General features: G+C 43.4%; 16 protein-coding genes and 1 pseudogene. All 17 read right to left on the bottom strand.

Going from position 1 to position 19,248, the window contains the following annotated elements; genetic code table 11:
- Window positions 1-12: 12 nt before the first annotated feature.
- On the bottom strand, window positions 13-2,577 hold the full coding sequence (gene mutS / locus AT864_RS06070) for a DNA mismatch repair protein MutS (protein WP_066147334.1): 2,565 nt from the start codon (window positions 2,575-2,577) through the stop codon (window positions 13-15).
- Between the two features lie 83 nt (window positions 2,578-2,660).
- Complete coding sequence (locus tag AT864_RS06065; protein ID WP_044746063.1) at window positions 2,661-3,203, bottom strand: outer spore coat protein CotE; 543 nt, start codon at window positions 3,201-3,203, stop codon at window positions 2,661-2,663.
- A 340-nt stretch (window positions 3,204-3,543) separates the two neighbouring features.
- Window positions 3,544-3,972: a RicAFT regulatory complex protein RicA family protein gene (locus tag AT864_RS06060; protein WP_066147332.1), complete on the bottom strand. Its 429-nt coding sequence runs from the start codon at window positions 3,970-3,972 to the stop codon at window positions 3,544-3,546.
- A 1-nt stretch (window position 3,973) separates the two neighbouring features.
- Window positions 3,974-5,545, bottom strand: a complete 1,572-nt coding sequence (miaB, locus tag AT864_RS06055) for a tRNA (N6-isopentenyl adenosine(37)-C2)-methylthiotransferase MiaB (protein ID WP_066147330.1) — start codon at window positions 5,543-5,545, stop codon at window positions 3,974-3,976.
- Between the two features lie 183 nt (window positions 5,546-5,728).
- Window positions 5,729-6,595, bottom strand: a complete 867-nt coding sequence (locus AT864_RS06050) for a 2-oxoacid:ferredoxin oxidoreductase subunit beta (protein WP_066147329.1) — start codon at window positions 6,593-6,595, stop codon at window positions 5,729-5,731.
- Window positions 6,596-6,597: 2 nt separating this feature from the next.
- Window positions 6,598-8,334: a 2-oxoacid:acceptor oxidoreductase subunit alpha gene (locus AT864_RS06045; protein WP_044746067.1), complete on the bottom strand. Its 1,737-nt coding sequence runs from the start codon at window positions 8,332-8,334 to the stop codon at window positions 6,598-6,600.
- A gap of 606 nt (window positions 8,335-8,940) precedes the next feature.
- Complete coding sequence (locus tag AT864_RS06040) at window positions 8,941-9,864, bottom strand: dipeptidase (protein ID WP_066147326.1); 924 nt, start codon at window positions 9,862-9,864, stop codon at window positions 8,941-8,943.
- Window positions 9,865-9,936: 72 nt separating this feature from the next.
- Window positions 9,937-10,197, bottom strand: a complete 261-nt coding sequence (gene spoVS / locus AT864_RS06035; protein ID WP_027408762.1) for a stage V sporulation protein SpoVS — start codon at window positions 10,195-10,197, stop codon at window positions 9,937-9,939.
- Between the two features lie 131 nt (window positions 10,198-10,328).
- Window positions 10,329-11,123, bottom strand: a complete 795-nt coding sequence (locus AT864_RS06030) for a TIGR00282 family metallophosphoesterase (RefSeq protein ID WP_044746069.1) — start codon at window positions 11,121-11,123, stop codon at window positions 10,329-10,331.
- 85 nt (window positions 11,124-11,208) lie between these two features.
- Complete coding sequence (gene rny / locus AT864_RS06025) at window positions 11,209-12,768, bottom strand: ribonuclease Y (RefSeq protein WP_066147324.1); 1,560 nt, start codon at window positions 12,766-12,768, stop codon at window positions 11,209-11,211.
- 847 nt (window positions 12,769-13,615) lie between these two features.
- Entirely contained in the window at window positions 13,616-14,059 is a 444-nt protein-coding gene (locus tag AT864_RS06020; RefSeq protein ID WP_369815494.1) for a hypothetical protein, read from the bottom strand.
- 340 nt (window positions 14,060-14,399) lie between these two features.
- Window positions 14,400-15,041 (bottom strand): annotated as a pseudogene (recA, locus tag AT864_RS06015) (recombinase RecA); the annotation flags it as partial.
- A gap of 197 nt (window positions 15,042-15,238) precedes the next feature.
- On the bottom strand, window positions 15,239-16,483 hold the full coding sequence (locus AT864_RS06010; RefSeq protein WP_066147322.1) for a competence/damage-inducible protein A: 1,245 nt from the start codon (window positions 16,481-16,483) through the stop codon (window positions 15,239-15,241).
- Between the two features lie 24 nt (window positions 16,484-16,507).
- Window positions 16,508-17,086, bottom strand: a complete 579-nt coding sequence (pgsA, locus tag AT864_RS06005) for a CDP-diacylglycerol--glycerol-3-phosphate 3-phosphatidyltransferase (RefSeq protein WP_044746072.1) — start codon at window positions 17,084-17,086, stop codon at window positions 16,508-16,510.
- Window positions 17,087-17,122: 36 nt separating this feature from the next.
- Entirely contained in the window at window positions 17,123-18,022 is a 900-nt protein-coding gene (locus AT864_RS06000) for a helix-turn-helix domain-containing protein (RefSeq protein WP_066147320.1), read from the bottom strand.
- A 23-nt stretch (window positions 18,023-18,045) separates the two neighbouring features.
- Window positions 18,046-18,837: a DUF3388 domain-containing protein gene (locus tag AT864_RS05995; RefSeq protein WP_044746073.1), complete on the bottom strand. Its 792-nt coding sequence runs from the start codon at window positions 18,835-18,837 to the stop codon at window positions 18,046-18,048.
- Window positions 18,838-18,982: 145 nt separating this feature from the next.
- Window positions 18,983-19,231, bottom strand: coding sequence for a DUF3243 domain-containing protein (locus tag AT864_RS05990; protein WP_044746074.1), 249 nt, complete (start codon window positions 19,229-19,231; stop codon window positions 18,983-18,985).
- Window positions 19,232-19,248: the final 17 nt, after the last annotated feature.

Below are 19,248 nucleotides of genomic sequence, written 5' to 3'. Positions count from 1 at the left end.
ACTTATCCCTCGCTATCTAAGCATTTTTTGTATCTCATATAATTGATTAAGCGCTTGAAGCGGCGTCATATCTAGTAAATTCAACGATTCAAGCAAACGAATTACTTCTTTTTCTTTTTTAGACAACGATACATCCTTTGATTTCGCTGGCGCTTCTTCAGCAAATAAACTTAATTGCTCAAATGGTTTTGTTTTTTCTTGTCCCGGCTGCTCTAGCTCCGCTAAAATTTCTTTTGCACGCTGAATTAATTCGGCTGGAAGTTCTGCTAATTCCGCGACGTGAATGCCATAGCTTTGATCAGCTGGGCCGTCTTCGATTTTGTGAAGAAATACGACTTTTCCATCCTCTTCAATGGCTCTAACATGGACATTTTTTAATCGTGGAAGCGCTTGTTCTAATACCGTCAATTCGTGATAATGTGTACTAAACAGGGTTTTCGCCCCAATTTTATGATGAACATACTCGATAATCGCCTGTGCCAATGCCATGCCATCATAAGTGGAAGTGCCCCGCCCGATTTCGTCAAATAAAATTAAGCTGTTTTGCGTTGCATGGACAATCGCGTTACGTGCTTCTAACATTTCAACCATAAACGTACTTTGCCCAGATACAAGGTCATCAGCCGCTCCGATTCGGGTAAATACTTGATCAAAAATCGGCAACACCGCTTGATCCGCGGGTACAAAACAACCGATTTGCGCCATAATCGCTGTGAGCGCCACTTGACGCATGTAGGTGCTTTTCCCCGACATATTAGGCCCTGTAATAAGCAAAAGCTCACGCTCACGATTCATCATACAATCGTTTGGAACGTACGTTTGTGATCCTAGCACCTTTTCGACGACAGGATGGCGTCCAGCCTGAATCCATAGCTCACGCTCATGAGAAAAGCGCGGCCTTACATAATGACGCGCTTCACTTACTGTAGCAAACGACTGCAGCACATCAAGCTGGCTGATCATTTTGGCCAGCATTTGCAAGCGAGGAATAAACTGTTTAACCTGTTCCCGAATTTGTACAAATAGCTCATATTCTAACTCCATGCTTTTTTCTTCCGCTTCTAAAATGAGCGCTTCTTTCTCCTTTAATTCCTGAGTGACAAACCGCTCTGCATTGGCTAGCGTTTGCTTTCGTTCATAACGTCCTTCCGGCAGTAAATGAAGGTTGGCCTTCGTCACTTCGATATAGTATCCGAACACGCGATTATAGCCGATTTTCAGCGACTTAATGCCCGTGATCTCGCGCTCTTTGCTTTCCAGCTGGGCAATCCATGTCTTGCCATTGCGGCTGGCATCTCGAAAGCGATCCAATGTTTCGTTATAACCGTCTTTAATGATATTCCCTTCCTTAACCGATAGCGGCGGCTGCTCCTGAATCGCTCGCTCCAACAGCTCCACAAGCTCAAAGCAAGGGTCAAGACGTTCAGCCAGCTGCTCCGCCTCTTGATGGTTTAAACGTTGAACCACTTCCTTTAAAGCAGGAATTTGCTGCAATGATTTTTTGAGCTGAACAAAGTCACGAGCGTTGACATTGCCATAGGCGACACGTCCAGCAAGCCGCTCTAAGTCATAAACCTCGCGCAGCAGCGTGCGCAGTTCTTGGCGTTCAAAATATTGCTGAAGCAATGTTTCCACAATGCTAAATCGCCATTCAATCACTTCGCGATCCAACAAAGGACGATCAAGCCACTGCTTTAATAAACGGCCGCCCATGGCTGTCACTGTTTCGTCCAAAAGCCAGAGCAGTGAGCCTTTGCGCCCTTTTGACCGAATCGTTTCCGTCAGCTCTAGATTGCGCTTCGAATACACATCCATTTTCATGTATTGATCGACTTGATAGACTTGAGCCGGCTGCAAATGATCCAAACTCCGTTTTTGTGTCCGCACAATATAATGGACGAGCCGGGCAAACGTCATTTTTAGCTTGTCCTGCTCCAAAGCTGCCGCAACGGTAAAAAATGTTTCTGGGAGTACCGTGTTTTCTTCCTCAGACACGGTCATATCGTAACGCTCTTTCAATAACTGGCGCAACGTTTCTGGAAAATCTGGTGAAATAACGATTTCCTTCGCACCAATCGCATAGAGCTCATTCATCACCTCTTCCCACGAGTAAAGCAGTGTCACTCTGTTTTCTCCTGTCGATAAATCCATATAAGCCAATCCGTATGTTCCATCTTGAAAAGCCGATACAGTTGCCAAATAATTGTTCTCTTTCTCAAGCAGCCGCTTTCCTTCCATCACCGTTCCCGGCGTAATTAACTGAACGACCTCGCGGCGAACGACTCCTTTAGCTGTCTTCGGATCTTCCACTTGTTCGCAAATGGCAACTTTATAACCTTTTTCAATGAGTTGCTCGATATATCCTTGCGCCGAATGATAGGGGACACCGCACATTGGAATCCGTTCTTCTGCTCCACCGTCGCGGCTTGTCAGCGTGATCTCTAATTCTTGAGCCGCCTTCACCGCATCCTCAAAAAACATTTCATAAAAATCCCCTAAACGAAAAAATAAAAAGGCATCTGGATATTGTGCCTTGATCTGTAAGTATTGCTGTATCATCGGTGTGTATGTAGCCATTGCTCTCCTCCAACCGTTACGATTTCACGCTTTTTATTATAACAAGGGATAAAAGAAAAAACTAGGAAAATCGCTTTCCTAGCTTACTCGTCATCCCCAATTAGAACATCTGGGGTTAAGTCTTCTAATTCATCATCTACATCATAATCAAAATCTTCTTCACTGCCATAGCCATCTGGATGAATCGCCACCCATACTTTTGTTTCTCCGATCACCTCTGCCACAAATTCTCTTTCCGCCTGCACTACAATCTTGTTGCCATTGGCAGAAATCGTGCATTCTAAGCAATTCGGCTGCTGGACCACACGAACAATGATGTCGCTATCATCACTGATCACTTCATCGTCATTGCGATATTTTAATTTTACAATATCTGTATAAGAAACTGTTTCATTCACTACCTCTGTTTTTGTGTTGTTATGATACGAATACCACACATTAATGTCATAGCGTCCATGAATTTCAATGGTTCGGCCGTTTTTCTTTGCTTCATAGCGATGGTTAATAATCCAGCATCCTAAAATACTTGACGGATGATTTGGCGCAGCAAGCGTATGTGTCGACTGTGAAAATTTGCGCCCTTTTCCGACGACTGATTTTGTAATAATTTCTCTGTATTCAGACATACGAGCAAACCCTCCTCAAATAAATCTTCAATTCATCCTATGCATCTTTGCGCCTAATGTGCACATAAAGTTATCAATAAATCCGTATAGTTCATTGTATGCGGGGTTGCTCGAATATGTGCCTATTTTTTCAAATTACAATAACTTACTCATTTAATTACAAATATTCCAATATTTATATAAAAATGAACAGAGCGAGGAGCCGATTTCGACACATAGAGTACGATAAGCATGGTGTCTTTCTCTCACTATATAGAAAAAAGAGACTCTTTTTGAACTGAACCCCCCAAAGTTAGACAAAACGATTGGAGTTCGGTTCATTTTAGAGTCTCCTTTTTGCTTAATGGCAGCCGTAGCTACGATTTCTCATTTGCGCTCCTGTCTCTCCGCTGAGCAAATCGCCACCAGTGGAAGTAATAATTTCATCAGCCACTGTTTTAGAAATGGTAGAAGCGACTAGCTGAAGGAGATCATTCACTTCCAGTTGGGATTGCTGAAACTCATCAACAATCGGAATTTGAGAAAGCTGTTCGTAAATGTCATCAATCTCTGCCTCTACTTTTTTTAACGCTTCATGCTTGCCATAATGACGAAGGTTGACAGCCTGCTTTTGCAACGATTTCATTTGCTGAATCATCGTGCGCACTTTTTCGTTTTGGTTAATTTTTTCTTCCGCGCGCTTGAAAAAATCAACTTCTTCTGTCTCGGCGATCATTTTCGCTAACTCTTTCGCCTGAGCTAAAATGTCGTCTCTTGTATATTTCGCCATCCTATTTCACCTCAATCGCTTCTTCTACCATTTCACCATCTAATGTCCATGTTTTGGCCTTGGTAATCCGCACTTTGACAAGCTGGCCAATTGCTGATTTTGGACCTTTAAAGTTGACAAGCTTATTTTTGCGGGTATAACCTGCAAGGACATCAGGGTTATTTTTGCTTTCACCTTCTACTAATACTTCGACAACCTGCCCTTCATATTCCTTCAATTTCTTCGCAGAAATTTCATTGACGAGAGTATTCAAACGCTGCAAGCGCTCTTTTTTCACTTCCATCGGCACATTGTCCTGCATTTTAGCGGCCGGTGTACCTTCGCGAGGTGAATAAATAAACGTATAGGCGGAGTCAAATTCAACTTCACGATATAGAGATAACGTTTCCTCAAACTGTTCATCGGTTTCATTCGGGAAGCCAACGATAATATCTGTTGTCAACGCTACATCCGGAATGGCTGCTTTAATTTTGCGCACAAGCTCTAAATATTGCTCTCTTGTATATTTGCGGGCCATCATTTTTAGCACAGCCGAACTTCCAGATTGCACAGGCAAATGAATATGTTCCACTAAATTGCCGCCTTTCGCGAGCACCTCGATTAGATGGTCATCAAAATCGCGCGGATGGCTCGTCGTAAAGCGAATACGAGCGATATCGATTTTGCGAAGCTCATCCATTAAATCGCCAAGGCCGTACTTCATGTCCGTAAAGTCTTTCCCGTAAGCATTGACGTTTTGGCCAAGCAGTGTGATCTCTTTATACCCTTGCGCTGCCAGATGGCGCACTTCCTGAATAATATCGGCTGGACGGCGGCTGCGCTCTTTTCCGCGCGTATATGGGACGATGCAGTACGTACAAAACTTATCGCAGCCATACATAATATTGACCCATGCCTTAATATTTCCTTTGCGTACTTTCGGCAGGTTTTCAATTACGTCCCCTTCTTTGGACCATACTTCTACAACCATTTCTTTTGACATATACGCTTCATGCAAAATATGAGGCAAACGATGAATATTATGTGTGCCGAAAATCATATCAACATATTGGTATTGCTTTAAAATTTTATTAACGACCGACTCTTCCTGTGACATACAGCCACATACACCGAGAAGCAAATCAGGATTGTTTTGCTTTAACGGCTTTAAATGGCCGATTTCTCCAAACACCTTATTTTCAGCATTTTCGCGAATCGCACATGTATTTAATAAAATGACATTAGCATCTTCTGGACGGTCTGTCGCTTCGTATCCAAGCGCCATAAAAATACCGGCCATCACTTCTGTATCATGCTCATTCATTTGACAGCCGTATGTGCGAATGTAAAACTTACGACCATTCCCCATGCCGCGAAACTCTTCCGGAATCGCAAAATCTTCATGATACTTCACTTCTTCTTTTCCGCGTCTTTTGGCCTCTTTTAAGCTTGGCGGAATAAAAACAGTAGAAAAATATTTTTCATAATCCTTGCTTGTTTTTTTCTTCAATTCATCCAAAGCGGATTTTTTGTCCGTTGGATGATCTGCCGTTTGAATATGATTGGTTTGCTCAAGACGTTGTTTTTCGTTCATAACGATCTCCTTTCTACTCTATCTGTGCCATATTACACACTATCATAGTATATAATTTGTCGCAAAGTTAAACAATAGCGTGATGCAACCTTTCCTATTTTCTTGTCTGGCCACATGCCAGACTATTTATAGTAACAAAAAACTCCTAAACAGGCAACCGCCCGTCTAGGAGCTTATGATTCGTTACATAAACTCAGCCACTAATTCATCGAATTTTTCTCTGCTCAATTGAAGGTTTGCATGGACAAGCGGTGTTTCGCTATAACCATGAATTAAATCTTGATACGATTTTTGTTCTTTATTTTGATAAATAAGACCTGTTACCAAGCCTTTATGTTTCATTAATGTTTGCATAGCCATTGTACGGTCAGATGGGTCATATTCGTCAATTGTGCTTAAATTCGTTAAATGCTCTTTAAACCAGTCATATGTGTTGACTTTATTGTAGGTCACGCACGGGCTGAATACGTTAATTAAGGAGAAGCCTTTATGTTTAATCGCTTCCTCGATTAAGTGAGTCAATTCCTTCAAATCGCTGGAAAAGCTCTGGGCAACAAATGTAGCTCCTGCACTTAGCGCCATTTCCATGATGGATAAAGCAGGCTCAACTGAACCTTGCGGCGTGCTTTTTGTTTTAAAGCCTACATCGCTCCGCGGCGATGTTTGACCTTTCGTTAACCCATAAATTTGGTTATCCATCACAATGTACGTAATATCGATATTGCGCCGGATGGCATGAATCGTATGTCCCATACCGATCGCAAAGCCGTCACCATCTCCTCCAGCTGCAATTACGGTTAAATCGCGATTGGCCATTTTGACGCCTTGAGCGATTGGCAGCGCCCGTCCATGAATGCCATGGAAGCCATAGGAATGAATATAGCCAGAAATCCGTCCCGAACAGCCAATTCCGGAAATAACAGCCAATTGGTGCGGCTCTAGGCCAACGTTGGCTGCAGCACGCTGAATCGCCGCTTGCACAGAGAAATCGCCACATCCTGGACACCAGTTAGGTTTCACATCATTACGAAAGTCCTTAAATGTCGCCATGATTATAACAACTCCTTGCTTTTTGTGTAAACTTCATTTGGCAAGAACGGATTGCCATCATATTTTAAGATGCTTGAGATTTTTTCAGCATGTCCGACATTCATTTTTAACAGATTGGCAAGCTGGCCTGTTGCATTATGCTCAACGACAATCACTTTTTTCGCTTTTTGTACAAGCGGAAGCATTTCATCTGTCGGAAACGGATGAATGAGACGAACATGGGCATGGTTAACCTTCAAACCATCCCGCTCAAGCCGCTCCATCGCTTCTTCAATCGCTCCGCGCGTCGAGTTAAAGCCAACCAGCAAGACATCTGCTTCCTCATGTTTCGCATTTTTGTGAACTGGTGTTTGAAATTTGAGCTGCTTTAATTTCCGTAAGCGCTTGTCCATTTGTGCGTTACGGTTAGAAGCCACTTCAGACGGTTTTCCTGTTTCGGCGTGCTCCACCCCAGTTACGTGATGAATGCCGTTTATCATTCCAGGAAGTACGCGTGGGGAAATGCCATCGTCTGTGATTTCATAGCGTTTAAAATTCTCTTTATTTGCCAAAGGCGGGAGCTCGTCCGCTACAAGTTTACCGCGGCGAATTTGGATTTTTTCATACTCTAGCGGTTCCACCGTCTGTTTTCCTAAAGAAAGCTGCAAATCAGATAAGACAATGACAGGGCATTGATACTCTTCCGCTAAATTAAAGGCCTCAACCATATCATAAAAAGCTTCTTGAACAGTGCTTGGCGCCATAACGATTTTCGGAATTTCTCCGTGCGTTCCATAAATCATCGCCATTAAATCTGACTGCTCTTGTTTTGTCGGCAACCCCGTACTTGGACCTCCGCGCTGCGTATCGACAATGACTAATGGTGTTTCGGTAATGCCGGAAAGCCCAATGGCTTCCATCATTAATGAAAGACCAGGACCAGCTGAAGCTGTTAATGTTCTCACACCAGCATAGTTCGCACCAATGGCCATCGTACATGCTGCGATTTCGTCCTCTGTTTGAATGACTGTGCCGCCTAATGCTGGAAGCTTCTTAATTAAGTATTCCATAATTTCCGATGCCGGAGTAATTGGGTAAGCGGCCATAAAGCGAGCACCACCAGCAAGCGCACCGAGCGCAATAGCATCATTGCCAATCATATACATCCGCTTTTTGCCGTCTGCTTGGTCCAGCTTCATCAATTGGAGGTTTTCTCCAAGCTGTTCTTTCATAAATTGAGCTCCTGCCCGGATTGCCTCCATATTTTTTTCAACTACTTGCTGTCCTTTGCGACCAAAAATTCCCTCTACTACTTCTTGGAATACATTTATATCAAGACCGAGAACCGCGCTGGAAGCGCCGACGGCCACCATGTTTTTCATGAGAGAGGTCCCTAGGTTAGTCGCTATGTCTGTAAATGGCACAGCATACAGCGTGACATGAGATCCTTCTGGAATGACTGGATTAAACTTCGCATCTGCAATCACAACGCCGCCATCGCGAAGTTCGTGGAAATTAAAATCAATACTCTCCTGATCAAAAGCTACCAATATATCAAGATCGTCAGCAACGGAACGAACTTGGGTCGTGCTTACTCTAATCTTATTATTAGTATGTCCCCCTTTAATCCGCGAAGAAAAATGGCGATAACCGTATAAGTAATAACCTAAACGGTTCAATGCAATAGAAAATATTTCGCCTGTACTCTCGATCCCTTCCCCTTGTTGTCCTCCAACTTTCCACGAAAGCTGACTAACCATTTCTTACACCCCTTTAGCTTCCATCGATTATAGCATATACATTGCTATCCATAAGTGTAGCACTTTTCAAATGAAATCACTACCATTTCAGCTTGTGATTTTTTCAAAAAATTTAGCATACATCTTATACTAAACGATTACATTCTAGACCCATCGAAAAAAAAATGCAACCCTTTCTCTGAAAATTTGTCCCCTTCTTCCCATGATGCAATCGATTCACAAAAAAGCTTGATGAGGCAGTCTATTCGGCTTATCAACGAGAACAAGCCTCTTATGTAGAATCTAAGTGTTTTAAGCGATCCAACAGATAGGAATGAATCGACCGCTCCTCTTTATAAACCTCATCCGATATAGAGGTAACTTGATATGTTAACATTTGCGACAACATGGAACATCGTTGCATCTTTCTTTTAACGGTGTAATCTAGCGTAAGGATATCAATCCAATTTAGTGTGTTAGCATTTCACGTTTTATTTTATAGGGCTCTCGGTCATAGAGAGATGCCATCCAATCATTCACGAACGAAGGGCAAGGCGCCGAGGCGAAACGTTTGATTCCCCGCGCCCGCTAAGTGTGAAACAACCGTTTTTTCATTTATTATGACAGCTATTGCGGCAAATGCTCATAAAAATTGCGGAAAAGAAATTGTTCCACATCTGTTTCAGAATAGCGCTTTTGCAGCTCGTTAATTAAATTTTCATAACCTCTTGCATTCTCCAATCCCGCCGCTGTTGTTTCGATGCCGTCGAAATCAGAACCAAAGCCGACATGGCGCGAACCGCCAAGCGAGCAAACGTGCTCAAGATGGCGGAGAACATCCAAAACAGCAGCCTGCTCTGCGTTTTCAGATAAAAAATATGGAACAAAGCTGAGACCGATCATACCATTTTTGCGAATGATCGCTTGAATTTGTTCATCACGCAAGTTTCGCGGATGTGGGCACAAAAGGTAAGCATTCGAATGAGAAGCAATTGGAAATTGGGCGATCTCCATCACATCCCAAAACGCTTTTTCCGATAAATGAGAAACATCTGTCCATCGTTTCATTTCATTTAATTGTTGAATGACTTCTTTTCCAAACTGAGTTAAACCAGCTCCCCGTTTTTCCCATGCCCCATCGGCAACAGCATTAGCCCAGTTCCATGTTAATCCAACTGACATCACACCAAGTCGCAAAAGGGTTTTCAGTTTGATAAGGTTTGTTCCAATCGCCTCGCAGCCTTCAAGCGTAAGCATCGCTCCGATCTCATCATCTGCCAACGCCGAGATGTCCGCCTTGGACTGAACAAATTTCACATTTGGAAAACGGGCAACAATCTTTTCAAAAAACAAGTCCACCATTTCCAGCGCAGCAGTAAAACGAATTTCTTCTGGCACACGCTCAGGAACATAGATCGCAAAGCATTGCACCTTGCTGTTTATATTCATTAACGATTGCAGTGTTACATGGAGTTCTTTGCTATCATAAAATGATAAAGTCCGGTTGAGCCACAGCTTCATCAGAACATCACAATGTGCATCAAAAATCATCTGTAACCCTCCCAGAAGCAAAATAAAAATAACCTGTTTGAGAGCAAACAGGTTATGATATGATTGGACCCATCAGCGAGGTTCGACGATCAATTTAATCGCTGTGCGCTCTTCGCCATCAATGATTATGTCTGTGAATGCAGGAATACAAATAAGGTCTACTCCACTCGGTGCCACAAATCCTCGTGCGATCGCTACGGCCTTAACGGCTTGGTTTAATGCACCTGCGCCAATCGCTTGGATTTCGGCAGCTCCGCGTTCACGCAATACTCCAGCAAGTGCACCAGCTACAGAGTTAGGGTTCGATTTTGCTGAAACTTTTAATATTTCCATTCCTGGTTCCTCCTTAATTTCCACATAAGTTCATTCGTTATAAATTTCGTTCCATTTTTACTATATTCACTGTTTTCTCAAGTATTCCTGCTAGAATCAAAAATATTTTTTTAAAATTCTCAAAACAACCATTATTCAAAATAAGGGTGATCGTCGTTGATCATAACCCGTTCAATCGCTTTGGCTTTTCCCGTTTTCGGTTCGATATGAATCAATACAGCATTCAGCTGACTTCTTCCTTCAGGCACTTCAAATCGGACAGGAAGAGAGGTCAAAAACTTCCGCAACACAGCTTCACGATCTACTCCTAAAATACCGTCGTATAAGCCCGTCATGCCAACATCTGTCATATATGCTGTTCCTCGCGGAAGAATACGGGCATCAGCTGTTTGAACATGTGTGTGCGTACCTACTACTGCTGAAACACGGCCATCTAAATACCAGCCCATCGCTTGTTTTTCGCTTGTAGCCTCAGCATGAAAGTCTACGAAAATCATTGGCGTTCGCTGCAACGCTTCTGCAATTAATTCATCCGCCTTTTTAAAAGGACAATCAATGGCCGGTAAAAACGTTCGTCCTTGCAAGTTAATGATAGCCACCTCTCCATGCTCTGTCTGTACGTATACAAGTCCCTTTCCTGGGGTCCCTTCCGGAAAATTAGCAGGACGAACAAGCGATTTCGCCTCATCTATAAACTCAAAAATATCGCGGTTATCCCATGCATGATTTCCAAGTGTAATCACATGAGCCCCCTGATCAAGAAAACTGCGATATATTTTTCCGGTAATTCCTTTTCCTCCTGCTGCATTTTCTCCGTTGACAATAATGGCACTCGGCTTATGCTTTGCTTTTAATTTCGGAAGATATTGTTCGACCATTTTTCTTCCTGGCGATCCCACGACGTCTCCAATAAACAACAGTTTCATCTTATAACCCTTTCTAATATTAGAAGTCTCACTAGTTCAAGTTTGTCATAAAACCAAAAAAAAATAAAGTGGCAATACCGCCACTTTATTTTGCATATTCCACCGCTCTTGTCTCACGAATAACGGTAATTTTTATATGTCCTGGATAATCAAGCTCTTCTTCAATCTGTTTGCGAATGTCGCGAGCTAAACGATGCGCCTCAAGATCATCAATGGCATCTGGTTTCACCATAATCCGCACTTCGCGTCCTGCCTGAATCGCATAGGATTTTTCAACTCCTTCATGCGATTCAGCAATTTCCTCAAGCTTTTCGAGACGGCGTATATAATTTTCCAACGTCTCACTTCTCGCTCCAGGCCTTGCTGCAGACAATGCATCTGCTGCCGCCACTAAAACGGCGATAATGGAAGTTGGTTCCGTATCGCCATGGTGGGAAGCGATACTATTAATTACCACCGGATGTTCTTTATATTTCGTTGCCAGTTCAACACCAATTTCAACATGGCTTCCTTCCACTTCATGATCGATAGCTTTTCCAATATCATGGAGCAAACCGGCTCTTCTTGCAAGCATCTCATCCTCGCCCAGTTCAGCAGCCATCAGCCCAGCTAAAAAAGCCACCTCCATCGAGTGTTTCAACACGTTTTGTCCGTAGCTTGTCCGGAACTTAAGACGACCTAAAATTTTGATTAAGTCTGGATGCAGCCCATGAACACCCACTTCGAATGTCGTTTGTTCCCCGACTTCACGAATGTGTTCATCCACTTCACGTCTCGCCTTTTCCACCATTTCTTCAATTCGCGCCGGATGAATGCGGCCATCTTGAACAAGCTTATCCAAAGCAAGTCTGGCCGTTTCTCGGCGAATCGGATCAAACCCTGATAAAATGACCGCTTCTGGCGTATCATCAATAATTAAATCAATTCCTGTCAATGTTTCGAGCGTGCGAATATTGCGCCCTTCACGGCCAATAATCCGACCTTTCATCTCGTCGTTTGGCAGGTTTACAACAGATACAGTCGTTTCTGCCACATGGTCAGCTGCACAGCGCTGAATTGCAAGCGATAAAATTTCTTTAGCCTTCTTATCTGCTTCTTCTTTCGCGCGCATCTCGGCCTCTTTAATCATGACAGCAATTTCATGGGATAGCTCTTTCTCAACACGCTCTAAAATAATCTGGCGTGCTTCTTCGCGCGTTAGGCTAGAAATACGCTCCAATTCGGCCTGTTCCTTGTTCACGAGTTCTTCCACTTTGCTTTCCATCTCTTCAATATGCTGTTGTCTTTGGTTAAGAGTGTCTTCTTTTTTCTCTAAAAGCGTCTCGCGTTTGTTCAGCATTTCATCCTTGCGGTCGAGATTCTCTTCCTTTTGCAGCAAGCGGTTTTCCTGTCTTTGTAATTCACTGCGACGATCACGAATCTCGCGCTCAGCCTCTGTTCGAAGTTTATGAATCTCATCCTTCGCCTCAAGAAGCGCTTCTTTTTTCAACGCATCCGCTTCACGTTTTGCTTCTTCAAGAATTTGGTTCGCAGCTACTTGTGCGCCGCCAATTTTCGCCTCAGCAATCGATTTACGAACAAAAAAGCCAACAACTGCACCAACGATTAGACCAAGCAAAGCGGAGATGATTGTACTGACCCCCATCCTTTTCACCTCCTCTTGCTATAAACTGGTTTGCTGTTTCATGAATGTCGGCGTGTACATTGTTACAAATTCAACATACAGCGCAAAGGCTTTTTCAGCTTGTCTGATCAAATGCATTTCCGACAAAAGGCCTTCAGCTATAAATTTTCATGATCCACTCATGCTTTGTCCGCCTTATTCAGCATGTCCCCCTCTTGGAGAGAAAGTGCGGACTTCTACATTTTTCTTGTAAAATATACATGTTAATTTTAAAGGTGGTAACATTTGTTGTCAAGATAATAAGCATCGCAATATGACAGAATGTTTCAAAAACTAATTGGAATACGATGAAATGGAAATAAATTTCCTGTCATCTAGATATTCCATCCGCACAAGATCATTTTTCGTTTGAATATAATGTGTGACATTCGTGCAATAGGGTAACTTGCTCTTACTTCAAACATTTTGCGCATGGACTGTGGGGAAATGTGTAATAATCATCATGTTATGTTGACATGTCAACATTTGTATCGATATCAAGTTTGAACGGTTGTTCAGCAATTGAGTGAAGTGATTGAGCAACACGGCTTCACAGAATCATGGACGGACTATAAAGGCAGCACTGTTCGGCTCTTCGTCATGCAAATGGCGCCATCAACAGGCAAGTTACAGAACTCTTCCGATCGCAGGTGTTTATAAACCCTCATTGGTTCCATCTTTAATAAAGATTCGACTGTTATCAGAGAATAATGCTTAATAGAGGCTGCTTGAATAAGACATTTTGGCTCTCGTATCGTACGTTATGTGCTTGGCATCATTGTACTAAAAAATGAAAAAGCCGTGGCTATCACACCACGGCCCTTTTTGGCTATTCGTCCAAAAAGCCTAGTTCTTCTTGCTGATCCACCGAAGCGCTACCGTTGCCGCCAAGCTCGTCCACACCGTAATGCTGGCGAATTTCTTGAGCGATCTCCTCCATGATGTGCGGATTTTCTTTCAAAAATTGTTTCGCATTTTCTCGACCTTGGCCAAGACGCTCGTCCTTGTAAGAATACCAAGAACCGCTTTTTTGGATAATATCAAGTTCTGAGGCCATGTCGATAATTTCTCCCTCACGCGAAATCCCTTCTCCATACATAATATCCACATCTGCTGTCTTGAATGGAGGAGCCACTTTGTTTTTTACCACTTTAATTTTTGTCTTATTACCGACCATATCATTTCCTTGTTTAATCTGCTCAGCACGGCGCACTTCTAGACGCACAGACGCATAGAATTTCAACGCGCGACCACCAGGGGTTGTTTCTGGCAATACCTATAGATTTACCATTTCTATAGCTTGGACTATCTCTTCATCTCCGCATAGGAGAGCCTTGCGCTTCCAGCAGTAGCCTATCCTCTGCTGTACCCTACTTCGAACCGTTGTTCTTTTCGGTAGTCTCTACACCTTCCTTACGAATGGTAAGGCTTGGCACGGTATTACCCCATTAAAAATTGGAGGGCTCCACCGTTAGCACGAGAAGCTTTCTCGCACACCCCTAGGCAATCGGGTTCACAAGGTTTTTTTCTTGCTATCGCTAGCAAGGGAAACCCAGAATAGCAGCAGCTTAATCTCTAGATGATGCATAAAAAGGCAAAGATTAAGCAGCGATCGTTTGTTGATTTCCGAACATAACCCCTACTTTTTCACGGATTTGGTTAATAAAAATGGCGATCGTTTTAGATTTATTGATCGCTCCCGATAGCTTACGAAGCGCTTGAGACATAAGGCGCGCCTGCAATCCGACATGGGCGTCCCCCATATCTCCTTCAATCTCTGCTTTTGGCACAAGCGCCGCAACCGAGTCAATGACAACAATATCTACTGCACCACTTCTGACAAGAGCTTCCGCAATTTCAAGCGCTTGCTCCCCTGTATCTGGCTGAGAAAGTAACAGTTCATCAATGTTGACTCCTAGCTTCTGTGCATAAACAGGATCAAGAGCGTGCTCCGCGTCGATGAAGGCTGCCTGACCGCCCAGTTTTTGCACTTCCGCGATGGCATGAAGGGCTACTGTTGTTTTACCTGAAGATTCCGGCCCATAAATTTCAATGATCCGGCCGCGCGGATACCCTCCAACACCTAACGCGATGTCCAATGCTAAAGACCCGCTTGAGACGGTGGAAATTTGCCGATCCGTCTGTTCTCCTAGCTTCATAATCGATCCTTTACCAAACTGCTTTTCAATTTGCTTTAGCGCCTGTTCTAAGGCTGCTTGACGATCTTGGTTCACTCGCCATTCCTCCTTATGCATTACCTATCTAATAATATAACGTTTTTTTGCTGCTTTGCCAAGAAAAAAATCGAACGTTCATTCGTTTTCTTTTTATTTTTGCTGGTAAACAGGGAAAGTAAAGGAGAAGAATAAATGAATTTCCGCTGTAAGAAATAAGTGGGGACATTATCAAAAAATTTAAAGGAAAACGGAAGCCACAAAAACTGACAGCTGTGTCATAAGGAAGCTGTCAGTTTTTTTAAAATAGCGAAACAACCATATTTGATGGTACGCGTGCGAATCGTTTCACGGTCTCCGCTTAACAATAATGCATGCACTTCCGTTTCTTGTCCGCTGATCGATATTCCTACGTACACCGTTCCGACCGGCTTTCCTTCTAGAGGATCAGGCCCTGCCACTCCTGTAAAACTAATGCCAATATCCGCTTTGCAAAAGGAACGGACATGCTCCGCTAGCAACTTCGCGCATGGTTCACTCACCGCTCCGTCTGTTGCCAGCACAGAAGCAGGGACAGAAAGAACTTGCTCCTTTATTTCGTTTGTATAGCAAACAACCCCGCCTTTTACTATTTGAGAAGCTCCAGAAATAGCCGTCAGCTCGGCAGTAAACCGACCGCCTGTTAAGCTCTCAGCAGCCGCCACTGTTTTATTTTGCTCCTTTAGCCGCTCGACTAGCTTTGAAAACAACGTATCGTTGTCATATCCATACACATATTGACCGACGCGGCGGGCAATGGCGGCTTCCGTCTCATCAAGCAGTTTTTTTGCTTCCAAAGATGATTCATGTTTGGCTGTCAAACGTAATGTGACCTCTCCATCACCTGCAAGTGGCGCAATCGTCGGATTGGATTGATGGTCAATTAAATCGGCAATTTCTGTTTCCAACTGAGATTCGCCAATGCCAAAAAAACGCAATACTCTTGATTCAATGCGCTCATGACGCTCCAGCTTGCTCATAAGAAAGGGGCGGCCATATTGAATAAACATAGGCCTCATTTCTTTTGGAGGGCCAGGCAAAAGCATGTAGGTAATCGACGCAATCGTCAGAGCCATGCCTGGAGCCATTCCGTAGTCATTTTTCAACACTTCTGCTCCTTGTAATACAAGCGCCTGCTTTTTATTATTTTCCGTCATCGTTCGCTTGGTTCGTTTGAAATACTCCTCAATTGATCGAAGCGCTTCCTGATCCATCACAAGCTCCCGCTGCAAGAGATGAGCGATCGTTTCCTTCGTCAGATCATCTTTTGTCGGTCCAAGCCCACCTGTAAAAATAATCAGATTGGCCCTTTTTTGGGCTGCTTTGACCGCCGCTTCGAGCCTCGTTGCATTGTCGCCGACAACGGTATGAAAATAAACATTAATCCCTAATTCAGCAAGCTGCTGCGATAAAAACTGAGCGTTTGTATTCGCAATTTGCCCCAATAGCAGCTCTGAGCCGACCGCAATAATTTCAGCATTCAATGGCCGCTTCCCCTTTCTTCTTGGTTATTTGGAATGTAAAAAAGCATGCTTGTTTTTCAAAAAATAGTCCCAGCCAGACCAAATCGTAAAGATGACCGCTACCCAAAGAGCTAAATCGGCAAACGGAAAAGAAATAAACGCAAATGGCCAATTATGGAGGAGAAGTGCGGCGATCGCGACAATTTGTGTCCATGTTTTAATTTTTCCAAGCATGTTGGCCGCCACCACTTCTCCTTCTCCTGCCAACACAAGACGAAGTCCTGTAACCGCGAACTCTCGACTAATAATGACGATCACCATCCAAGATGGCGCATAATTCAAATCCACTAACACAATCAAAGCTGCGGAAACAAGTAGTTTATCCGCAAGAGGGTCTAAAAATTTTCCCAAATTCGTTACAAGCTGATATTTACGGGCATAGTAGCCATCAATCCAGTCCGTAGCTGATGCGATAATGAAAATGACCGCACCGACCAAATGGGTTACAGGCAGCGAATAGGCTCCTGCTTCAATGTTCCCCCATCGAAAAGGAACGAGCATCACAATCAAAAAGAGAGGAATGAGCATAATGCGTGCTATCGTAATTTTATTCGGTAAATTCACAATCCATACCTCCGCTGCTGAACATGCAAAAGCCATCTACGACATAGATGACTCAGGCTTTTTCAATATCAGTTTAATTTTTTGGTATACCTCTTCTTTCGGATCAATCGGATAAGTCACCGGTTGTCCGTTCACCTTCATGTCTACATCTAATGTCCGACCGATTTTTACTAAAACCTCCGATTCCGACGTTAGATCAAACGTTTGGGTTTGTCCATTTGTCAAGTTCCCTTGGAAAAAGCTGTGGCCCTTTCCGTTGAATACTCCGATCCAAGAAGCTCCCTTCGATGTGAGCTCAAGCTTTAGCTCGTTGGCGGTCACCTCGATGGTAGACGTATTCCCCGTCTTTTCTATCACATGGAAAATAGGAGCAGAAGTGGATTCGTTCGAATCATCCTTATCTGCTTCTTTCTGTGTCTTTTCTTTTGCAGCTTTGCTGCTTTTCTTTTCTTTTTCCACTGCTTTTTCCAGCGGTGAATTTTTAGGACGTTCGACTTCTGTCGCTTCGCTGGTCATTGGTTGCTGCTGTTCTGCTTTTTGACCGCCGCGCTGCAAGAAAATCCACAGCACGACTGCCAATGCCACAATAACAGCCGCGATAAGCAGTTTTGGAAGCATGGACAGCCACTTGTCATGCTTCATCGAAACCTGCTGCCTGCTTTTTACGCGAGAAAGCTGCTCTGAAAATTCTTCCTGCTGCGACGAAGGGATTTCATGCTCGTATTCATGAAAAAGCTCCTCGGGATCCAGCCCTACTGCCTCAGCATATTGCTTAATAAATGCCCGAACATAAAAATTGCCTGGCATAATCGCATAGTTTCCTTCTTCAATGCCAAGTAAGTAACGTTTTTGGATTTTCGTGATGTCCTGTAATTCGTCTAAACTAATTTTTTTCGCTTCTCTCGCCTCTTTTAATCGTTTACCTAATTCCGTCAACGATAACACCTTCCACCTTTTTCTTAAAAATCAAATTCAGAAAAACCGTCGTGGGAAAACAGCGTCTGCTGATCCACAACATCGTATGTAATCTCCTCGGATGGATCATTCCGCAATTCAATAATATAGTCAAAATCATCCAGCGAATACTCCGTATGGCGAACAAAAATATCTGGATGCTCAACAACCTTTGTCGCTTCCAGCCGCATCAGCTCGCGTATAAGCTGCCAATGCCGCTCATTAGCTCGGCGGGTCGATACGATGCCATCCATGATAAAAATGTTGTTTTCACTGTATTCATCTTCAATAAGCTGGCTGCGAACCGTTTGCTTAATCAATGTTGATGACACGAACAGCCACCGCTTATTGGCGCACACGCTCGCCGCAACAATCGACTCGGTTTTTCCAACGCGCGGCATGCCGCGAATACCAATCAGCTTATGGCCTTTTTCCTTAAAAATTTCAGCCATAAAATCAACAAGCAAGCCAAGCTCATTACGCACAAACCGAAACGTCTTTTTGTCATCTACATCGCGTTGGATATAGCGCCCATGCCTTACCGCTAGACGATCAAGCAGCCTTGGCTGCCGCAGCTTGATAATCGTGATATTGTCCATCGTCCGCAAAATAGAGGAAAGCCGCTCAATTTGCTCGTTATTCCGACAGCGAAGAAGCATGCCGCGCCGTGAATCATCAACACCATTAATTGTAACGATATTAATGGACAGCATTCCTAAAAGAGATGCGATGTCTCCTAGCAGCCCCGGACGATTAATATGAATTTCATATTCTAAATACCATTCTTGTTTTTCCATCGCATTTCCTCCCCTCGCGCTTAAGGAGACACATGTATGAGGTGATAAATTCATACTACTATAATATCAATATGAAACGCAATAGAAAAGGAAAGCAAACACAACCATTTCATTTATTCATGAAAAAAGAGAGGAAAGCCCTCTCTTAGTGTCTCTGTACTAATTTCACCATCATATTAGCAATCGCATGCTGTTCTTGCTCATCAGCTACGCTCCATAAATCGGAAAGAAGGCGCTCTTCAGGATTTTTCGGATCGATTTGCTTCGCTAAATAATCGCCAATCTGATAAGCAACATCCGAAATCACTTCTTGACCAAGTCCTTGATGCTTTGCTTGCTCAAGGCGTTCGCCTAAGAAATCTTTCCATTGTTCGAAGTTATCGAGTACAGACATGTTTGTTTCCTCCTCCT

The sequence above is a fragment of the Anoxybacillus sp. P3H1B genome (assembly GCF_001560855.1).
In the GTDB taxonomy this organism is placed as follows: domain Bacteria; phylum Bacillota; class Bacilli; order Bacillales; family Anoxybacillaceae; genus Anoxybacteroides; species Anoxybacteroides rupiense.
Note: the sequence above shows the minus strand (reverse complement) of the source record. Positions and strands in the feature narration are given on the sequence as shown.

Bases quoted from the DNA above. Each gene is read 5' to 3' on its own strand.
- spoVS (WP_027408762.1), bottom strand. From the start codon at position 10,197: ATGGAAATATTAAAAGTTTCAGCAAAATCGAACCCTAACTCTGTAGCT.
- mutS (WP_066147334.1), bottom strand. From the start codon at position 2,577: ATGGCTACATACACACCGATGATACAGCAATACTTACAGATCAAGGCA.
- rny (WP_066147324.1), bottom strand. From the start codon at position 12,768: ATGGGGGTCAGTACAATCATCTCCGCTTTGCTTGGTCTAATCGTTGGT.
- miaB (WP_066147330.1), bottom strand. From the start codon at position 5,545: ATGAACGAAAAACAACGTCTTGAGCAAACCAATCATATTCAAACGGCA.
- AT864_RS06050 (WP_066147329.1), bottom strand. From the start codon at position 6,595: ATGGCGACATTTAAGGACTTTCGTAATGATGTGAAACCTAACTGGTGT.
- AT864_RS06045 (WP_044746067.1), bottom strand. From the start codon at position 8,334: ATGGTTAGTCAGCTTTCGTGGAAAGTTGGAGGACAACAAGGGGAAGGG.
- AT864_RS06060 (WP_066147332.1), bottom strand. From the start codon at position 3,972: ATGGCGAAATATACAAGAGACGACATTTTAGCTCAGGCGAAAGAGTTA.
- AT864_RS05995 (WP_044746073.1), bottom strand. From the start codon at position 18,837: ATGGAAAAACAAGAATGGTATTTAGAATATGAAATTCATATTAATCGT.
- AT864_RS06040 (WP_066147326.1), bottom strand. From the start codon at position 9,864: ATGATTTTTGATGCACATTGTGATGTTCTGATGAAGCTGTGGCTCAAC.
- AT864_RS06065 (WP_044746063.1), bottom strand. From the start codon at position 3,203: ATGTCTGAATACAGAGAAATTATTACAAAATCAGTCGTCGGAAAAGGG.
- AT864_RS06030 (WP_044746069.1), bottom strand. From the start codon at position 11,123: ATGAAACTGTTGTTTATTGGAGACGTCGTGGGATCGCCAGGAAGAAAA.
- AT864_RS05990 (WP_044746074.1), bottom strand. From the start codon at position 19,231: ATGTCTGTACTCGATAACTTCGAACAATGGAAAGATTTCTTAGGCGAA.